This is a genomic window from Pseudomonas sp. AMR01 (assembly GCF_041946035.1).
GTDB lineage: Bacteria > Pseudomonadota > Gammaproteobacteria > Pseudomonadales > Pseudomonadaceae > Aquipseudomonas > Aquipseudomonas antarctica_B.
On sequence record NZ_JAUTYR010000005.1, the window covers coordinates 175,325 to 193,955 of the forward strand.

Below are 18,631 nucleotides of genomic sequence, written 5' to 3' on the forward strand. Positions count from 1 at the left end.
TGTAGAGACCCGGCGCCAGGCCACGCTGGCCGGGCGTCTCGGTTATTTGAGCAAAAAACGAGCAGTTTCAACGGCTTGTGCACAAATGCCGGGGATCAGGGTGTGGATAACCTTGGGGTGGATGCCTGCAAGCCACAAAAAATGTGGCTTGCAGAGGTTTGTACGTTATTTGATCAGCGTTTGCGCATGGTCAGCCAGGCGTCCACGCTGTAGATCGCCAGCCCCGCCCAGATGAACGCAAAAGCGATCAGCGTGCTCGTCGCCAGGTGTTCACCAAACAGGAACACGGCTTCCAGCAGCACCAGCGTGGGGGCGACGTACTGTAAAAAACCCAGCGCGGTGTAGGGCAAATGCCGCGCGGCGGCGTTGAAACACACCAGTGGAACCAACGTTATCGGGCCTGCCGCGACCAGCCACCAGGCTTCGGACGTACTCCAGAATTCCAGCTGCGCAGTGTGGGCCGTGGGGTTGAACAGCAACCACGCCACGGCAATCGGCACCAGCATCCAGGTTTCCACCACCAGCCCCGGTAGCGCCTTGACCGGTGCCTGCTTGCGGATCAGCCCGTAGAAGCCGAAGGTCAACGCCAGCACCAGCGACACCCACGGCAAACTGCCCACTTGCCACACCTGTTGCGCCACGCCTAAGGCGGCCAGCCCCACCGCGATCCATTGCAGGCGACGCAGGCGTTCGCCAAGAATCGCCATGCCCAGCAACACATTCACCAGCGGGTTGATGTAGTAACCCAGGCTCGCTTCCAGCATGCGCCCGCTGTTGACCGACCACACATACGTCAGCCAGTTGGCCGCGATCAACGAACCGCTGAGTGCCAAAATCGCCAGGCGCTTGGGGTTGTCGCGCAACTCGCGGAACCAGCCGGGATGTTTCCACACCAACAGCAGCAAACCGCCAAACAGCGCTGACCACAGCACGCGGTGCACGATGATTTCGGCGGCGGGCACGCTGGCGATGGCTTTGAAGTAGAGCGGGAACAGGCCCCAGGCGATATACGCGCTGAGACCCAGGATGTACCCCTTGCGGGGGTTGGCGGCTTGCATTGCAGAATCCTTGCTTAGGCAACTAACAAAGCGCGATTGTAAGGATATTTGTCAGCCTATGGGATCTGCTTTTCTGTGGGAGCTGGCTCCCACAGCGGGAGTGAGGAGTGATTTAAAACAGTTTCAGGGGCTCTTCGTTGAGCGCCGACAATTGCTCGCGCAACGCCAATACCTGATCGCCCCAATACCGCTCGCTGCCAAACCACGGGAAGCTGTGAGGGAACGCGGGGTCATCCCAGCGCCGCGCCAGCCAGGCGCTGTAGTGCATCAGGCGCAAGGCGCGCAGCGGTTCGATCAGTGCCAGTTCACGCGGGTCGAAGTCGTGGAACTCTTGGTAGCCGTCCATCAATTCCGACAGTTGGCCAAGGCATTCCTGACGGTCGCCGGCCAGCATCATCCACAAGTCCTGCACTGCCGGGCCCATGCGGCAGTCGTCCAGGTCGACGATGTGGAACATCTCGTCGCGGCACATCATGTTGCCGGGGTGGCAATCGCCGTGCATGCGGATGTTCTTGTGCGGCGTGGCCTTGTACACCTCTTCCACGCGCTTGAGCAGGTCGCGCGCCACCGACTCATAGGCGGGCAGCAGGCTCTTTGGAATGAAGTTGCCTTCGAGCAGGGTGTTGAGGGAATCGTGACCGAAGTTTTTCACGCCCAATGCTTCACGGTGTTCGAAAGGACGGGTTGAACCCACCGCGTGCAAACGGCCGAGCAGTTGCCCAAGGCGATAGAGTTGGTCGAGGTTGCCCGGCTCCGGCGCACGGCCGCCACGGCGGGGAAACAGGGTGAAGCGGAAACCTGCGTGTTCGAACAGGCTTTCACCGTTGTGGATCATCGGCGCGACCACGGGCACGTCGCACTCGGCCAGTTCGAAGGTGAAGCGGTGTTCTTCGAGGATCGCGTCATTGGTCCAGCGTTGCGGCCGGTAGAACTTGGCGATCAGTGGCTCGGAGTCTTCGATACCCACCTGATACACGCGGTTTTCGTAGCTGTTGAGCGCCAGAACGCGAGCATCGCTGAGGAAACCGATGCTTTCGACAGCGTCGAGCACCAGGTCAGGGGTGAGTGTTTCAAACGGATGGGCCATGCGAACTCCTGCGCGCAGCAGGGCGCCGCGTCCGGCCGGGTATGGTAACGCACCGGGGGCGAGATAGGTGGTGGCTGTTCTGGCGCTATCGCAGGCAAGCCAGCTCCCACATTTTGAATTGTGAATACAGTCAAATGTGGGAGCTGGCTTGCCTGCGATGAGGCCTTATCAGGCGCCGACGATGCCGCCGTCATCCCGTCGAATCGCCATCACCGACGACCTCGGCTTGCCATTCGGCAGATGCTCCGGCCACGTCGAGCCGCCGGTTTCACCCGGATGCTGAATCCCTACAAACAGCGTCTTCTGATCCGGCGAGAAGCTGATGCCCGTAACCTCACACGCCACCGGCCCGACCATAAACCGGCGAATCTCCCCGGTCGATGGGTCAGCGCACAGCATCTGGTTATTGCCCATCCCCGCGAAATCGCCCGCGTTGCTGTAATCGCCGTCGGTCAGAATCCACAAACGCCCGGCTTTATCGAAGCCCAGCCCATCGGGGCTGTTGAACATGTTCTGCGGGTTGATGTTCGACGAGCCGCCTTTGGGCGTACCGGCATGCACGCCCGGGTTGCCGGCGACCAGAAACAGGTCCCAACTGAAATCCATGGCGCCGTGGTCGTCGGCGTTGGCCTTCCAGCGCAGAATCTGGCCATAGACGTTTTTCTCACGCGGGTTCGGCCCGCCCACCGGCTGGCCGTCTTCGCCGCGCTTGGCGTTGTTGGTGAGGGTGCAATAAACCTGGCCATCGGCAGGGCTGACCACGATCCACTCCGGGCGGTCCATGCGCGTGGCTTTCACCACGCTGGCGGCCAAGCGTGCATGGATCAGCACCTCGGCCTGGTTGGCGAAACCGCTGCTGGCGTCGATGCCATTTTTGCCGTGGGTCAGCTCGACCCATTGGCCCTTGCCCTTGGGATGGTCGGCGTTGCCATCGCCTGCGTCGAAAATCGCCACAAACAAGGTGCCGTGGTCGAGCAGGTCTTTGTTGGCCTTGGGGTTTTTGTGATTGATTTTGTCGCGGCTGACGAACTTGTAGATGAACTCGCCGCGTTCGTCGTCGCCCATGTACACCACTGCGCGGCCATCGCGGGTTTCCGCCAGCGCGGCGTTTTCGTGTTTGAAACGGCCGAGGGCGGTGCGTTTGGCCGGAGTGGATTGCGGATCGAACGGGTCGATTTCCACTACCCAGCCATGGCGGTTGAGTTCGTTGGGGTTTTTGGCCATGTCGAAACGCGGGTCGTGTTGATGCCAGTTGATGTCTTTGCTGGCGGCCACCACGCCGTAGCGTTTTTGCCCAGCGTCGAAGGTCTGTTGTGGGTTACTGCTGCCGAAGCAGTCGGTGAAGTTCTCTTCACAGGTCAGATACGTGCCCCATGGCGTCTTGCCATTGGCGCAGTTCTGGAAGGTACCGATGACCTTCTTGCCGGTTTTGTCGGCGGCTGTTTTCAGCCATTCGTGGCCGGCAGCCGGGCCGCTCAGGCGGATGGGCGAGTTGCCGTGGATGCGCCGGTTGTAGCGCGAGTCCTGGACGAACTGCCAAGTGTCGCCCTTGCGCCGCACTTCGATCACCGACACGCCTTCGCTGGCCTGGGCCTTGTGCGCGTCTTCGGCCGATTGCGGCGCGCCGCCGTGGGCGAAGAGGTAGCGGTAATTGGTGTATTCGTTGTTGATCGCCATCAGCGCGCGGTTGTCGTCGCCGGGGAAGGCGAACAGGCTCATGCCGTCGTTGTTGTCACCGAACTGCTGCTCCTGGGCCTTGGCCGTGCCGTTGCCGGACGGGTCGAAGGCCGGGGCGTTCTTGTGCAGCGGCTGGCCCCAACTGATCAATACCGAAGCGCTGTAGCCGGGCGGCAAGGTAATGGCGTCGCTGGTGGCCGCGGCGATGCTCGGGAAACCCAGCAATGGGCTGGCGGAAGCGGCATTCACGGCCAGCGCGCTGCGAGTCAGCAGGTTGCCGCCCAAAAACATCGCGGCGCCGCACAGGGCGCCCGCGCCGATAAAACGGCGGCGGGTGAGGCCGACCATCTGTTCAAGGTCGGTGGCTGTGTTTTCTTCTAATAGGCTCATTTCGGCTCCCTGCGGTTTTTGCAGACACCTTAAGGAGCGCGCGTGACGAAATTGTTGCAGTTTGAAGCAGGGCGCCGGCTACACCGGCGTGCCGAGCAGCACATTGCCGGGGGCGAATTGCACCTGGATCGGCTGGCCTTCAGCCGCATTCAGCGCTGTGAGCGCGGCAGGCTGCGTCAGGGCACACAACACCAAGCCATTGGGCAGGGTGATGCGCACTTCGCTGGGGCCGTCATCGGCGTCGAGAATCGCGTCGATAATGCCGCTCATGCAATTGTGTCCGGGTGTTGCAGCGTGCCCGGTCGCGAGTAACTCCAGCCAGCCAGCCTTGATCAAGGCAACTACCTCGACACCCGTCTCCAACTCCAACCGCTGGGTACTGTCGTGGGTGATTTGCGCTTCCAGTGTCATGCCGCCGGCCAGTTGCAGGCGAATCACATCGTTACGGCCATGGCTGTCGATGGCCACGACCTGACCGTGCAATTGGTTGCGCGCGCTGGTGCGCAACATCAGGCGGCCCAGCAGGTTGAAATCGCGTGCGGCCTCATCCGAGCCGAGTATCTCGGCCTGCAACATTTGCAGGCGCTGGTAGAGGCGCAACACGCGCTCGCCTTCGGCAGTGAGTTTGGCGCCGCCACCGCCTTTGCCGCCAACGCTGCGTTCCACCAGCGGGTGTTGCGCCAGGTTATTCAACTCATCGATGGCGTCCCACGCGGCCTTGTAACTCAAGCCAGCGCTTTTCGCGGCGCGGGTGATCGAGCCCTGCTCGGCGATATGCGCCAACAACGCAATGCGCTGGGGGCGACGGATGATGTGTTGGCTGAGTGAGGTCGGCAGAGACATGGGGATACGCTTTTATTAGGTCAGCGGACGTTGCAGGCGTGGCGCGCGGGAGTCAAGTCATGCCCCCGGTTTTGGCGTGCGCGCCAGGCAGTAGACATCGACCTGGCGCGCGCCGGCCTCCATCAGCAAGCGGGCCAGGCTGTGGGCGGTGGCGCCGGTGGTCAGCACATCGTCCACCAGTGCGAAGTGGCGGCCTTGCACTTGAGCGCCGGGTGCCAGGGCAAATGCGGCGAGCAGGTTGCGCTTGCGCGTCTTGGCATCAAGCGCTTGTTGCGCGACGGTTTCATGGGGGCGTAACACCAAGTGTTCATCGTAGGGCACGTCGAGGCGCTCACTGAGCCAGCGAGCCAGCATCTGCGCCTGATTGAAGCCGCGTTCGCGCAGGCGTTTGCGCGCCATCGGCACCGGCAGCAAAAGGTCGGGCCGGTCCAGTTCAGCGTTATCGAAGCGGTGTTGCAGATGGCGCCCCAGCAGGCGCGCGAGCATATGCCCCAAGGGCCAGCGCGACTGGTGTTTGAAGCGGCTGATCAAGGTGTCGACGGGGAAACCATAGCGCCAGGGAGCGATCACCTGGTTAAACGCAGGCGGAAATTTCTGACATTGCCCGCAGATCAAACCCTCCATCGGCAGGGGCAGGGCGCACACTTCGCACTGCTCCATGAGCCACGGCAGTTCGGTTTCGCAGACGTTGCACACACAATCGGCGGATTCGGTGGCCTCATCGCAGATTAAGCACGCATGGTTGTTTTTTAACCAGATGTAAACCTGGTGTTTGCAGCTGGGTTGACAGTGCATGAATCTTCCTTAAATATGCCGAGCATCCGTGTCGCGCTTGTGGGTATTGCCCTTCCCGCAGCGTCTGCCCAAGCATAATCAAGGAATCGCCCATGAGCGCCAGCACCACTGCAACCCTGCGTCACGATTGGTCCCTCGCCGAAGTCAAAGCACTGTTCGTGCAGCCTTTCAATGACCTGTTGTTCCAGGCGCAGACCGTGCACCGCGCGCATTTCGACGCTAACCGCGTGCAGGTGTCGACCCTGCTGTCGATCAAAACCGGCGCCTGCCCGGAAGATTGCAAATATTGTCCGCAGTCGGGCCACTACAACACCGGCCTGGAAAAAGAGAAGCTGATGGAAGTGCAGAAGGTCCTCGAAGAGGCCGCCCGCGCCAAGGCCATCGGCTCCACGCGTTTCTGCATGGGCGCCGCCTGGAAACACCCGTCGGCCAAAGACATGCCTTACGTGCTGCAAATGGTCAAAGGCGTGAAAGCCATGGGCCTGGAAACCTGCATGACCCTGGGCCGTCTCGATCAGGACCAGACCGAAGCCCTGGCCCAGGCCGGCCTCGACTACTACAACCACAACCTCGACACCTCGCCGGAGTTCTACGGCAGCATCATCACCACGCGCACTTACGGCGAACGCCTGCAAACCCTGGCGTACGTGCGTGATTCGGGCATGAAGATCTGCTCGGGCGGCATCCTCGGCATGGGCGAGTCCCTCGACGACCGCGCCAACCTGCTGATCCAACTGGCCAACCTGCCGGAGCATCCAGAGTCGGTGCCCATCAACATGCTGGTGAAAGTCGCCGGTACGCCGCTGGAAAACGCCGAAGACATCGACCCGTTCGACTTCATCCGCATGCTGGCCGTGGCGCGCATCCTGATGCCGCAGTCTCACGTGCGCCTGTCGGCAGGCCGTGAAGCGATGAACGAGCAGATGCAGGCCCTGGCGTTCTTTGCCGGCGCCAACTCGATTTTCTACGGCGACAAACTGCTGACCACCGCCAACCCGCAGGCGGACAAGGACATGCAACTGTTCTCGCGCCTGGGGATCTTGCCCGAAGCCCGCGAAGAGCATGCCGATGAAGTGCATCAGGCGGCGATTGAGCAGGCGTTGGTGGAGCAGAAGAGCAGCGAGCAGTTTTATAACGCTGTGGTTTAAAACTGCACTGATCTCCTTATTGGAATGCAATCCAAATGTGGGAGCGGGCTTGCTCGCGAAGGCGGTGTATCAGTGACGGATGTGTTAACTGACACACCGCCTTCGCGAGCAAGCCCGCTCCCACATTTGACCGCATTCAGTCTCAAGTTCTTTGATCTACCGAGGCCTGCATGTCTTTTGATCTCGCCGCGCGCCTCGCTGCCCGCCGTGCCGAACACCTCTACCGCCAACGCCCGCTGCTGGGCAGCCCGCAAGGCCCTGAAGTGGTGGTGGACGGCCAACCCTTGCTCGCTTTCTGCAACAACGACTACCTGGGCCTGGCCAATCATCCGCAGGTGGTTGAAGCCTGGCGCGCCGGTGCGTCCCGTTGGGGCGTGGGCGGTGGCGCTTCGCATTTGGTGGTCGGCCACGCCACGCCCCACCACGAGCTGGAAGAAGCCCTGGCCGACATGACCGGTCGACCGCGCGCGTTGCTGTTTACCACCGGTTATATGGCCAACCTCGGCGCGGTCACGGCGTTGGTAGGGCAGGGCGATACGGTGCTGGAAGACCGCCTCAACCATGCCTCGTTGCTGGATGCCGGTTTGCTCTCCGGCGCGCGTTTCAACCGTTACCTGCACAACGACGCCGACAGCCTGGCCAAACGCCTGGAGAAAGCCACCGGCAACACATTGGTGGTCACCGACGGTGTGTTCAGCATGGACGGCGACCTCGCCGATTTGCCCGCGCTGGCCCGTGAGACCAAGGCCAAAGGCGCCTGGCTGATGGTCGACGACGCCCATGGCTTCGGCCCGCTGGGCGCGAACGGCGGTGGCATCGTCGAGCATTTCGGCTTGAGCCAGGAAGATGTGCCGGTGTTGGTCGGCACTCTGGGTAAAGCCTTCGGTACCGCCGGGGCGTTTGTGGCGGGCAGTGAAGAGCTGATCGAAAGCCTGATCCAGTTTGCCCGCCCGTATATCTACACCACCAGCCAACCGCCCGCGCTGGCCTGCGCCACGCTGAAAAGCCTGGAACTGCTGCGCACCGAACATTGGCGCCGTGAGCACCTCAATGGCCTGATCCGCCAATTCCGCCTGGGTGCCGAGCAGCTTGGCCTGGACTTGATGGACAGCTTTACGCCGATCCAGCCGATCCTGATCGGCGACAGCGCCAGGGCCGTGCGCCTCTCGCAGATGCTGCGCGAGCGCGGGCTGATGGTCACCGCGATCCGCCCGCCAACCGTGCCCGCAGGCAGCGCGCGTCTGCGCGTGACGCTGACGGCGGCCCACAGCGAAGCGCAGGTGCAGCGATTGTTAACGGCATTGGAAGAGTGTTTCCGCTTGTTAGGCGCCAGGGAGCCCGACCATGCGTGATCGACTGATATTGCTGCCCGGCTGGGGGCTTGGCGTCTCGCCGCTGGAGCCGTTGGCCGCTGCCTTGCGCGGGCTCGACGAGCACCTGCAGGTGCAGATCGAACCCTTGCCGGCGCTGGACTCCAGCGACCTGAGTGAATGGCTCGACGAACTTGACGCCACACTGCCAGACAACGCCTGGCTGGGCGGTTGGTCCTTGGGCGGCATGCTCGCCTCCGAGCTGGCGGCGCGACGTGGCGAGCGCTGCTGCGGCTTGCTGACTTTGGCGAGCAACCCGTGCTTTGTCGCCCATGACGGCTGGCCGAGCGCGATGCCTGCCGAGACGTTCGATGCCTTCCTTGCCGGTTGCCACGCCGATTCCCAAGTCACCCTTAAACGCTTCGGGCTGCTGTGTGCCAAGGGCGCCGAAGACCCACGCGGGTTGTCGCGCCTGCTGGTCAGCGGTGCACCGAGTGCGCCCTCCAGCGTGTTGATGCCTGGCCTTGAATTGCTCGCCCAACTCGACACGCGCGAAGCGTTGCTCGCCTATCGCGGCCCGCAGTTGCATCTGTTCGCCGGCCTGGATGAGTTGGTGCCCGCCGAAGCGGCCAGCGACTTGCTGGCGCTGTTGCCGGACGTTGAAATCGGCCTGATTGAACGGGCCGGTCACGCTTTTCTTCTGGAAGACCCCCACGGTGTCGCGGGGGCCATCCAGGCTTTTTTGCATGAGTGTGTTGATGACTGATTTATCCCAGCCCCCACTGCCAGGCGCCTTGCCGGACAAGCGCCAGGTAGCCGCCTCCTTTTCCCGTGCCGCCGCCAGTTACGACAGCGTGGCCGAGCTGCAACGCGCGGTGGGCAGTGAATTATTAGCCCGCTTGCCCGCTGCCATCGCACCGCAACGCTGGCTCGATATGGGGTGCGGCACCGGTTTTTTCAGCCGCGTACTGAGCGAGCGACTGCCCGCCAGTCAGGGTGTGGCGCTGGACATTGCCGAGGGCATGCTCAACCACGCGCGGCCACTGGGCGGCGCCGAGCATTTTATCGCCGGGGATGCCGAACGCCTGCCGTTGCAGGGCGACAGTTGCGGGCTGATCTTTTCCAGCCTGGCGGTGCAATGGTGTGCGAATTTCGACGCTGTGCTCAGCGAGGCTCACCGCGTGTTGCAACCCGGTGGCGTGTTGGCATTCGCCAGCCTGTGCGTCGGCACCTTGGCTGAGTTGCGCGAAAGCTGGCGGGCGGCGGATGGCCTGGTTCACGTCAACCGTTTCCGCAGCTTTGAGGCCTATCAACAGCTGTGCGCCGACAGCGGTTTGCGCGTGGTAAGCCTGGAGCGTCAGCCCCATGTGTTGCATTACCCGGACGTGCGCGGCCTGACCCACGAATTGAAAGCGCTGGGCGCGCATAACCTCAACCCGGGTCGGCCGGGAGGGTTGACTGGCCGCGCGCGGATTGTTGCACTGGTGAACGCTTACGAGCAGTTCCGTCAGGCCCAGGGCCTGCCCGCCACGTATCAAGTGGTGTACGCCGTACTGGAGAAACCTCTATGAGCGCTGCTTACTTCATCACCGGAACCGACACCGATGTCGGCAAAACCACCATCGCCGCCGGCCTGCTGCATGCCGCGCGGCTAGCGGGCAAAAGCACCGCTGCGGGAAAACCGGTGGCGTCGGGTTGCCAGGTGACGCCCAAAGGCTTGCGCAACAGCGATGCCCTGGCGTTGCTGGCGGAATGTTCGTTGCCGCTGACCTATGCCGAGGTCAACCCGCTGGCCTTCGAACCGGCCATTGCGCCTCACTTGGCGGCGCGGGAGGCGGGCGTCGCGCTGACGGTGCAGTCGCTGTTGAAACCGATGCAGCAGATTCTGGCGCGCGGGGCTGATTTCACCTTGATCGAAGGCGCGGGCGGTTGGCGCGTGCCGTTGGCCGATCAGGACAATCTGTCGGACCTGGCCATGGCGCTCCAGCTGCCGGTGATCCTGGTGGTGGGTGTGCGCCTGGGTTGCATCAGCCATGCCTTGCTCACCGCTGAAGCCATTGCGCGGGACGGTTTGCCATTGGCGGGTTGGGTGGCCAATATCATCGACCCCAAGACCTCTCGTCTGGAAGAAAACCTCGCCACGCTGGCTGAACGCTTGCCCGCGCCATGCCTGGGCCGCGTGCCGAAACTCAAGCACGCCGGGGCTGCAGCGGTGGCCGAATACCTGGAATTGGACCTGCTTGACTGATTTTGACTATCGCGAGGGCATTGTGCCATTAGTGTTTTTGACGGGCATTTCACCGCAATGTCTGCTTCAATTCAGGTTCATGATTCTCTAAAGGCAGGCTTACGCCATGGAAATCTCCGGAAGCAGCGCGTTTTATTCGGGGCTGAGCACTATTCAGGCCGGGCAGAACCGTGTCGACCAGGCCGCTGGCAGAATCGCCAGCGCCGCGACGACTCAGCCCTCGGATGCACAAAGTGACCGCCTGCAAGCCAACGATCGCGCCCAGCCGTCCAATTCGGCGAGCAATATGGTGGAAATGGCTCAGGGCAAATTTCAGGTGGAGCTGGGCGTGAAAGTTGCCAAGGCTTCGGACGAGATGCTCGGCACGCTGATTGACACCTACGCTTAAACCCCTCTCTTCAGGCATGCCGGCTCTTCTGTGGCTGGCTCGCCTGCGATAGCGTCTACTCGGTTTTCCTGATACCCCGCGGCGTCTGCATCGCAGGCAAGCCAGCTCCCACATTTGCCCTTCGGCGCTCTGCTGAACTTCTACACTTGCTGAATCACGTGACAACCCGTCGCATGCCTTGCCGTGCGCGTTATTGATCCGCGTCATGACAAACGGCATGGGAGCGACGCTTGACATCCCCAGGTCGTAAACGTATGTTTCAAACACCTGTTTGACCGCCACCACACTTCCACGCGGTTGTTCATCCCAGATACATCAGCAGAGGTTTATCGCTATGCCTGACTACAAGGCCCCCTTGCGTGATATTCGCTTCGTTCGTGACGAACTGCTCGGCTATGAAGCGCACTATCAGAGCCTCCCGGCTTGCCAGGACGCTACTCCGGACATGGTTGACGCCATTCTTGAAGAAGGCGCCAAGTTCTGTGAGCAGGTGCTGGCACCGTTGAACCGCGTGGGTGACATCGAAGGTTGCACCTGGAGCGAGTCAGGCGTTAAGACCCCTGCGGGTTTCAAAGAGGCTTACAAACAGTTCGTTGAAGGCGGCTGGCCAAGCCTGGCCCACGACGTGGAGCACGGTGGCCAAGGCCTGCCGGAATCCCTCGGCCTTGCAGTCAGTGAAATGGTCGGTGAAGCCAACTGGTCGTGGGGCATGTACCCAGGCCTGTCCCATGGCGCGATGAATACCATTTCCGAACACGGCACCCCTGAGCAGCAAGAGGCCTACCTGACCAAACTGGTGTCAGGCGAATGGACCGGCACCATGTGCCTCACCGAGCCGCACTGCGGCACCGACCTTGGCATGTTGCGCACCAAGGCCGAGCCTCAGACCGACGGTTCCTACAAAGTCTCCGGCACCAAAATCTTCATCTCGGCCGGTGAACACGACATGGCCGACAACATCGTCCACATCGTACTGGCCCGCCTGCCGGACGCACCGGCTGGCACCAAAGGCATTTCGCTGTTTATCGTGCCTAAATTCATCCCAACCGCCGACGGTTCGGTAGGTGAGCGCAACGCGGTGACCTGTGGTTCCCTGGAACACAAAATGGGGATTCACGGTAACGCCACCTGCGTGATGAACTTCGACGCGGCCACCGGTTTCCTGATCGGCCCGGCGAACAAAGGCCTGAACTGCATGTTCACCTTTATGAACACCGCTCGCCTGGGCACCGCACTGCAAGGCTTGGCCCACGCCGAAATCGGCTTCCAGGGCGGCCTGAAATATGCGCGTGATCGCCTGCAAATGCGCTCCCTGACCGGCCCGAAATCGCCGGAAAAGGCCGCTGACCCGATCATCGTTCACCCTGACGTGCGCCGCATGCTGCTGACCATGAAAGCCTTCGCTGAAGGTAACCGTGCGATGGTGTACTTCACCGCCAAGCAAGTGGACATCGCCAAGTACGGCACCGACGACGAAGCCAAGAAACAGGCTGACGCGCTGCTGGCGTTCATGACTCCAATCGCCAAGGCGTTCATGACCGAAGTCGGTTTTGAGTCGGCCAACCACGGCGTGCAAATCTACGGCGGCCACGGCTTTATCGCCGAGTGGGGCATGGAGCAGAACGTCCGCGACAGCCGCATTTCGATGCTGTACGAAGGCACCACCGGCATTCAGGCGCTGGACCTGCTCGGCCGTAAAGTGCTGATGACCCAGGGCGAAGCGCTCAAGAGCTTCACCAAGATCGTGCACAAGTTCTGCCAGGCCAACGAAGGCAACGAAGCTGTCCAGGAATTCGTTGCACCGCTGGCGGCACTGAACAAAGAGTGGGGCGAGTTGACCATGAAGGTCGGCATGGCCGCGATGAAAGACCGCGAAGAAGTCGGCGCCGCCTCGGTGGACTACCTGATGTACTCCGGTTACGCCTGCCTGGCTTACTTCTGGGCCGACATGGCGCGTGTGGCCGCTGAAAAACTGGCTGCCGGCACCACCGAAGAGGCGTTCTACACCGCCAAGCTGCAGACCGCGCGCTTCTACTTCCAGCGCATTCTGCCGCGTACCCTGGCTCACAAAGCAACCATGCTGTCGGGCGCGAACAACCTGATGGACATGAAAGAAGAAAACTTCGGCCTGGCTTACTAAGCCTACCGGGTTCTCTTGAAACCGCCGCTTCCTTTGGGAGCGGCGGTTTTTTATGGACGATAAAAAACGCAGCATCGCGCTCAGGGATTGTGACGTGCTGCCGTTACAGTGATGGCAATGTGATACGTGCCTGAGCAGTTGTGTTTAACTGTCCGAATGGTGGCACAGTGCCATCATTTTTGGTGCGTCGGAGTTTTACCTTTGTCTCGCGTGTCCGCAGTACGTTTCAGTCATTTCTTCCCTTCGTTGCTGCTGTTAATGGCCGGGCTCTCGGCTGCGTATATCAAAGACCTCAACGTGTTCTTCACCTCACTGTTCAACGTGCTGCCAACCCTGCTGTTGCTGCTCGGCGGCTCTTACTGCGCGGTGTACCGGCGCCAGCGCGAACTGTTCCTGATGATCACGGTGTACGTCGTCTACTTCCTGCTGGACACCCAGACCGATTTCTACCGCGACCACGGCCGGGTGCGTGAAGACGCCGCCGTGGTGTTTCACCTGTGTTGCCTGCTGCTGCCGGTGCTGTTCAGCATTTACGCGCTGTGGCAGGAAAAAACCCACCTGTTCCGCGACTTTGTAGCGCGCTGCGCAGTGCTGCTGGCGATGGGCAGCGTGGCGCTGGCCCTTGAGCAAAGTTTCCCCCAGGCATTGCTGGGTTGGCTGGCGGAGATTCGCTGGCCCGCATTGCACGGCAACTGGATGAGCCTGATCCAGCTCGCGTATCCGATGTTTCTGATTGGCTTTGTCACCCTGGCCGCCCAGTACTGGCACCAGCCGCGCCCGCTGCACGCTGCGCAATTGGTCGGGCTGCTTGGGCTGTTCTGGATGTTGCCGCAAACCTTCATTCTGCCGTTTACCCTGAACATCATGTGCAGCCAGGTGATGCTGATGATTGCCGCCAGCGTGGCGCATGAGGCTTATCAAATGGCCTTTCGCGACGAACTGACGGGCTTGCCGGGGCGCCGCGCACTGAATGAACGCATGCAACGCCTGGGACGCAACTACGTGCTGGCGATGACTGACGTCGATCACTTCAAACGCTTTAATGACACCCACGGCCATGACGTCGGCGACCAAGTGCTGCGCCTGGTCGCCAGCAAGCTGTCCAAGGTTAACGGCGGCGGTCGCGCTTACCGTTACGGCGGTGAGGAGTTCGCGGTGGTGTTCGCCGGCAAAACCCTGGATGAATGCATGCCGCACCTGGAAGAGATCCGCGAGATCATCGCCCACTACGAGATCAAGCTGCGTAACCCGGACCGCCCGCGTGACGATCATCAAGGCCGCCAGCGCCGTGCAGCCGCTGGCGCGACGAGTGTGTCAGTGACCGTCAGCATCGGCGTCGCCGAGCGCCAGGCGGAGCAGCGCACGCCGGAAGATGTGCTTAAGTCCGCCGACCAGGCGCTCTACGCCGCCAAGGGCGCCGGGCGCAATTGCGTGGTCGCGGCCGGGCAAACCCGCCGCGGCGCGGTGCGCATGGAGGCGGCTGCCGATTGAGTGATAGTGGTGTATTCAGCGGTTCTACAGTGATTGTCTACGGCGCTGGCCAGCAGTAGATTGGCAGTATCTGCTGCCGGAGATAGTGCCATGCCTGAATACAAAGCTCCCTTGCGCGACATGCGCTTTCTGATCGACAACGTGTTTGATTTCCACGGCCATTACGCGGCGTTGGGCGCGACCGACGCGAGCCCGGACATGGTCAGTGCGATTCTCGAAGAAGGCGCCAAGTTCTGCGAAAACGTACTCTCGCCGCTTAACCGCAGCGGTGACGAAGAGGGCTGTCATTTCGACAATGGCGTGGTCACGACGCCCAAGGGCTTCAAGGAAGCCTTCGCCCAATACGTGGAAGGCGGCTGGCACGGCGTGGCAGCGGACCCGGCCTACGGAGGCCAGGGTTTGCCACAATCCCTGGGCCTGGTGCTCAGCGAAATGATCGGCTCCAGCAACATCTCCTGGGGCATGTACCCGGGGCTCACCCATGGCGCGATGTCGGCGATTCATGCCCATGGCACCGAGGAGCAAAAAGCTACCTACCTGAACAAACTCACCGCTGGCGAGTGGACCGGCACCATGTGCCTGACCGAAGCCCACTGCGGCACCGACCTGGGCCTGATCAAAACCCGCGCGGTGCCCCAGGCCGACGGCAGTTATGCCATCACCGGCAGCAAGATTTTTATCTCGGCCGGCGAGCACGACATGAGCGCCAATATCATCCACCTGGTGCTGGCCAAACTGCCGGACGCGCCGGCGGGCACCAAGGGCATCTCGCTGTTTATCGTGCCCAAGTTCCACGCCGATTCGGGCGAGCGCAACGCGGTGCACTGCGGCTCCATCGAACATAAAATGGGCATCAAGGCGTCGGCTACCTGTGTGCTGAATTTTGAGGGTGCCAAAGGCTTTTTGATCGGCGAGGCGAACAAAGGCCTCAACTGCATGTTCACCATGATGAACCACGCCCGCCTGGGCACTGGCATGCAAGGCCTGTGCAATGGCGAGGCGAGCTTTCAGGGCGCGATCAAATACGCCAACGACCGCCTGCAAATGCGCTCGCTGACCGGCGCCAAAGCCCCGGAAAAAGCCGCCGACCCGATCATCGTGCACGCCGACGTGCGCCGCATGCTGCTGACCATGAAAGCCTTCAACGAAGGCAACCGCGCGCTGGCCTATTTCACCGCGCAGTTGCTCGACACCGCACACCTGAGCAGCGATGCCACCGCGCGCCAGGAAGCTGAAGACCTGTTGGCATTCCTGACGCCCATCTGCAAAGCCTTCATGACCGACACCGGCCTTGAGGTGACCAACCACGGCATGCAGGTATTTGGCGGTCACGGCTATATTCGCGAATGGGGCATGGAACAGCTGGCACGTGATGCGCGGATTGCGCCGATCTACGAAGGCACCAACGGCATTCAGGCCCTCGACCTGCTCGGGCGCAAGGTGCTGGGCAGCCAGGGCAAATTGCTGCGCGGGTTCACCAAGATCGTGCATAAGTTCTGTGCGGCGAATGCTGAGCATCCGCAGCTCAAGGCCCATGTGGCACAGCTCGATCAACTGAACGGGGAATGGGGCGAGTTGACCATGAAGGTCGGCATGGCGGCGATGAAAAACCCCGATGAAGTCGGCGCGGCGGCTGTGGATTACCTGATGTACAGCGGTTACATCATCCTGGCCTACCTGTGGTTGCGCATGGCGATTGCGGCCCTTGAGCAACCGGATGCTGATCTGGCCGAAGCCAAATTGGCCACCTGCGATTTTTACTTCAAACGCTTATTGCCGCGCACCGCCTCACACCGGGCGGCAGTGGATGCGGGCAGCGACTGCCTGATGAGCTTGCCTGCTCAGTTGTTTGCGCTGTAGGCGCTGACTCCACACGTTTCACCTGTGGGAGCGGGCTTGCTCGCGAATGCGGTGGGTCAGTCAATATATTGGGTGACTGACTCATTGCATTCGCGAGCAAGCCCGCTCCCACATTTTTTACTTGCGTGACTTGTAAATACTGAGCAGTCACAAAAGGACCCTATGTGTCTGAAAAGTTGTTCGGGTACACTCGGAGCCTGTAAAACCGATCCTGCCGAATTATTTTTACGTTCTCACGAGGTTTGCCATGGCTGATTACAAAGCGCCGCTGCGTGATATGCGCTTCGTCCTCAACGAAGTTTTTGAGGTCGCCAACACCTGGGCCCAATTGCCGGCATTGGCAGATACCGTTGATGCCGAAACGGTTGAGGCGATCCTCGAAGAAGCCGGCAAAGTCACCGCCAAATCCATCGCGCCGATCAGTCGTGTAGGCGATGAGCAAGGTTGCCGTTGGGCAGACGGCGTGGTCAGCACGCCGGATGGTTATCCACAGGCCTACAAAACCTACGCCGACGGCGGCTGGGTTGGGGTAGGCGGTGATCCAATGTTTGGCGGCATGGGCATGCCCAAGGCTGTATCGGCGCAGGTTGAAGAGATGATCAACTCGTCGAGCCTGGCGTTCGGACTGTACCCGATGCTGACGTCCGGCGCCTGCGTGTCCATTAACACCCACGCCAGCGAGGAACTCAAAGCCACCTACCTGCCGAAGATGTACTCCGGTGAATGGGCCGGCTCCATGTGCCTGACCGAAGCGCATGCCGGTACTGACCTGGGGATTATTCGCACCAAGGCCGAGCCTCAGGCGGACGGTTCCTACACCATCAGCGGCACCAAGATCTTCATCACCGGCGGCGAACACGACCTCACCGAAAACATCATCCATCTGGTGCTGGCCAAGCTGCCGGACGCACCGGCCGGGCCCAGGGGCATTTCGTTGTTCCTGGTGCCGAAGTTCATGGTCAATGCCGACGGCAGCCTGGGCGCGCGTAACCCGGTGACCTGCGGCTCCATCGAACACAAGATGGGCATTCAGGCATCCGCGACCTGCGTGATGAATTTCGACGCAGCCGTGGGTTATCTGGTTGGCGAGCCAAACCGTGGTTTGGCGGCGATGTTCACCATGATGAACTACGAGCGTTTGGGTGTGGGCATTCAGGGCCTGGCGTCGGGCGAGCGCTCTTACCAGAATGCCATTGAATACGCGCGCGACCGCCTGCAGAGCCGTTCGCCGACCGGTGCCAAGGCCTTGGACAAAGCCGCCGACCCGATCATCGTGCACCCGGACGTGCGGCGCATGCTGCTGACCATGAAGGCCGCCAACGAAGGCGGCCGGGCGTTCTCCACCTATGTGGCGACGCAACTGGACATCGCCAAGTTCAGCGAAGATGCCGCTGCCCGCGAGCGCGCCGACAACCTGGTGGCGTTGCTGACCCCAGTCGCCAAGGCGTTTCTCAGCGACCTCGGCCTGGAAACCACCCTGTTGGGCCAGCAAGTATTTGGCGGCCACGGCTACATCCGCGAATGGGGCCAGGAGCAGCTTGTTCGGGATGTGCGCATCACGCAGATCTACGAAGGCACCAACGGTATTCAGGCCCTGGACTTGATGGGGCGCAAAATCGTTGGCAGTAACGGCAAGTTCTACACCTTGTTTGCCGACGAGATCCGCCAGTTCATCGCCACGGCAGGCGCTGAGCTGGGCGAGTTCACCCGGCCGCTGAGCGCGGCGGTGGATAACCTCGATGAGTTGACCGCCTGGGTGCTGGACCGCGCCCAAAACAACCCGAATGAAATTGGCGCTGCTTCGGTGGAGTACCTGCACGCCTTTGGCTACATGGCGTACGCCTACATGTGGGCACGCATGGCAGCGGCGGCGTTTGGCAAAGAAGCCGAGGAAGACTTCTACGCCAGCAAGCTGGGCACCGCGCGGTTTTACTTCGCTCGCCTGCTGCCACGTATTCATTCGCTGAGCGCGTCGGTAAAAGCCGGCAGTGAATCGCTGTTCCTGATGGACGAGGCCCTGTTTTAAGGGCGTGAAGGTCGTGTAAGCAATCTCTTACACGACGTGCTGCTATTCGTCCTCTATCGCCAAATTGGATCCACGGATAATCTACTTCACATGGACGTCGCGCAGGAAGCGCAAAGAAACAACAGGGACACGTAGGATTCTGCCAGGATGGCGGAGTGAAATGGATGTCA

The 18,631-nt window shown here is 61.3% G+C and carries 15 protein-coding genes; 10 read left to right on the forward strand and 5 right to left on the reverse strand.

Translation table 11 applies throughout. The annotated features are described in order from the left end of the window. Positions 1-173: 173 nt before the first annotated feature. From rarD to Q7C20_RS07370, 5 genes are all read right to left on the reverse strand, one after another. Complete coding sequence (rarD, locus tag Q7C20_RS07350; protein ID WP_348057436.1) at positions 174-1,058, reverse strand: EamA family transporter RarD; 885 nt, start codon at positions 1,056-1,058, stop codon at positions 174-176. A 112-nt stretch (positions 1,059-1,170) separates the two neighbouring features. Further along, positions 1,171-2,145, reverse strand: coding sequence for a serine/threonine protein kinase (locus Q7C20_RS07355; protein ID WP_179448354.1), 975 nt, complete (start codon positions 2,143-2,145; stop codon positions 1,171-1,173). A 168-nt stretch (positions 2,146-2,313) separates the two neighbouring features. After that, on the reverse strand, positions 2,314-4,212 hold the full coding sequence (locus Q7C20_RS07360; protein WP_375066579.1) for a PhoX family phosphatase: 1,899 nt from the start codon (positions 4,210-4,212) through the stop codon (positions 2,314-2,316). 78 nt (positions 4,213-4,290) lie between these two features. Further along, complete coding sequence (locus Q7C20_RS07365) at positions 4,291-5,055, reverse strand: TOBE domain-containing protein (RefSeq protein WP_375066580.1); 765 nt, start codon at positions 5,053-5,055, stop codon at positions 4,291-4,293. 57 nt (positions 5,056-5,112) lie between these two features. Beyond that, positions 5,113-5,850 (reverse strand): ComF family protein, encoded by a 738-nt coding sequence (locus tag Q7C20_RS07370; protein ID WP_375066581.1) that lies wholly within the window; start codon positions 5,848-5,850, stop codon positions 5,113-5,115. Positions 5,851-5,942: 92 nt separating this feature from the next. Here Q7C20_RS07370 and bioB point away from each other — a divergent pair, with 92 nt between their 5' ends. The 10 genes from bioB to Q7C20_RS07420 all read left to right on the forward strand — a co-directional run bounded on the left by bioB (position 5,943) and on the right by Q7C20_RS07420 (position 18,461). Beyond that, entirely contained in the window at positions 5,943-6,998 is a 1,056-nt protein-coding gene (gene bioB, locus Q7C20_RS07375) for a biotin synthase BioB (RefSeq protein ID WP_065871819.1), read from the forward strand. A 170-nt stretch (positions 6,999-7,168) separates the two neighbouring features. Further along, positions 7,169-8,350 carry an 8-amino-7-oxononanoate synthase gene (gene bioF, locus Q7C20_RS07380; protein ID WP_375066582.1) on the forward strand — a complete coding sequence of 394 codons (1,182 nt, stop codon included), beginning with the start codon at positions 7,169-7,171 and terminating at the stop codon, positions 8,348-8,350. Further along, on the forward strand, positions 8,343-9,074 hold the full coding sequence (locus Q7C20_RS07385; RefSeq protein WP_375066583.1) for an alpha/beta fold hydrolase: 732 nt from the start codon (positions 8,343-8,345) through the stop codon (positions 9,072-9,074). The genes bioF and Q7C20_RS07385 overlap by 8 nt, the downstream gene beginning before the upstream one ends. Continuing rightward, complete coding sequence (gene bioC, locus Q7C20_RS07390; RefSeq protein WP_375066584.1) at positions 9,067-9,879, forward strand: malonyl-ACP O-methyltransferase BioC; 813 nt, start codon at positions 9,067-9,069, stop codon at positions 9,877-9,879. The genes Q7C20_RS07385 and bioC overlap by 8 nt, the downstream gene beginning before the upstream one ends. Further along, the gene (gene bioD / locus Q7C20_RS07395; protein ID WP_375066585.1) at positions 9,876-10,556 is read left to right on the forward strand and encodes a dethiobiotin synthase; all 681 of its coding nucleotides are present in this window, start codon (positions 9,876-9,878) and stop codon (positions 10,554-10,556) included. Before bioC ends, bioD begins: the two co-directional genes overlap by 4 nt. Positions 10,557-10,662: 106 nt before the next feature. After that, on the forward strand, positions 10,663-10,944 hold the full coding sequence (locus Q7C20_RS07400) for a pyrroloquinoline quinone biosynthesis protein PqqE (RefSeq protein WP_375066586.1): 282 nt from the start codon (positions 10,663-10,665) through the stop codon (positions 10,942-10,944). 334 nt (positions 10,945-11,278) lie between these two features. Beyond that, positions 11,279-13,084, forward strand: a complete 1,806-nt coding sequence (locus Q7C20_RS07405) for a phenylacyl-CoA dehydrogenase (protein WP_375066587.1) — start codon at positions 11,279-11,281, stop codon at positions 13,082-13,084. A gap of 201 nt (positions 13,085-13,285) precedes the next feature. Then, positions 13,286-14,575 carry a GGDEF domain-containing protein gene (locus tag Q7C20_RS07410; RefSeq protein WP_348057414.1) on the forward strand — a complete coding sequence of 430 codons (1,290 nt, stop codon included), beginning with the start codon at positions 13,286-13,288 and terminating at the stop codon, positions 14,573-14,575. Between the two features lie 90 nt (positions 14,576-14,665). After that, on the forward strand, positions 14,666-16,435 hold the full coding sequence (locus Q7C20_RS07415; protein ID WP_375066588.1) for an acyl-CoA dehydrogenase C-terminal domain-containing protein: 1,770 nt from the start codon (positions 14,666-14,668) through the stop codon (positions 16,433-16,435). Positions 16,436-16,682: 247 nt separating this feature from the next. After that, positions 16,683-18,461 carry an acyl-CoA dehydrogenase C-terminal domain-containing protein gene (locus tag Q7C20_RS07420; protein ID WP_375066589.1) on the forward strand — a complete coding sequence of 593 codons (1,779 nt, stop codon included), beginning with the start codon at positions 16,683-16,685 and terminating at the stop codon, positions 18,459-18,461. The last annotated feature ends 170 nt before the right edge of the window (positions 18,462-18,631 follow it).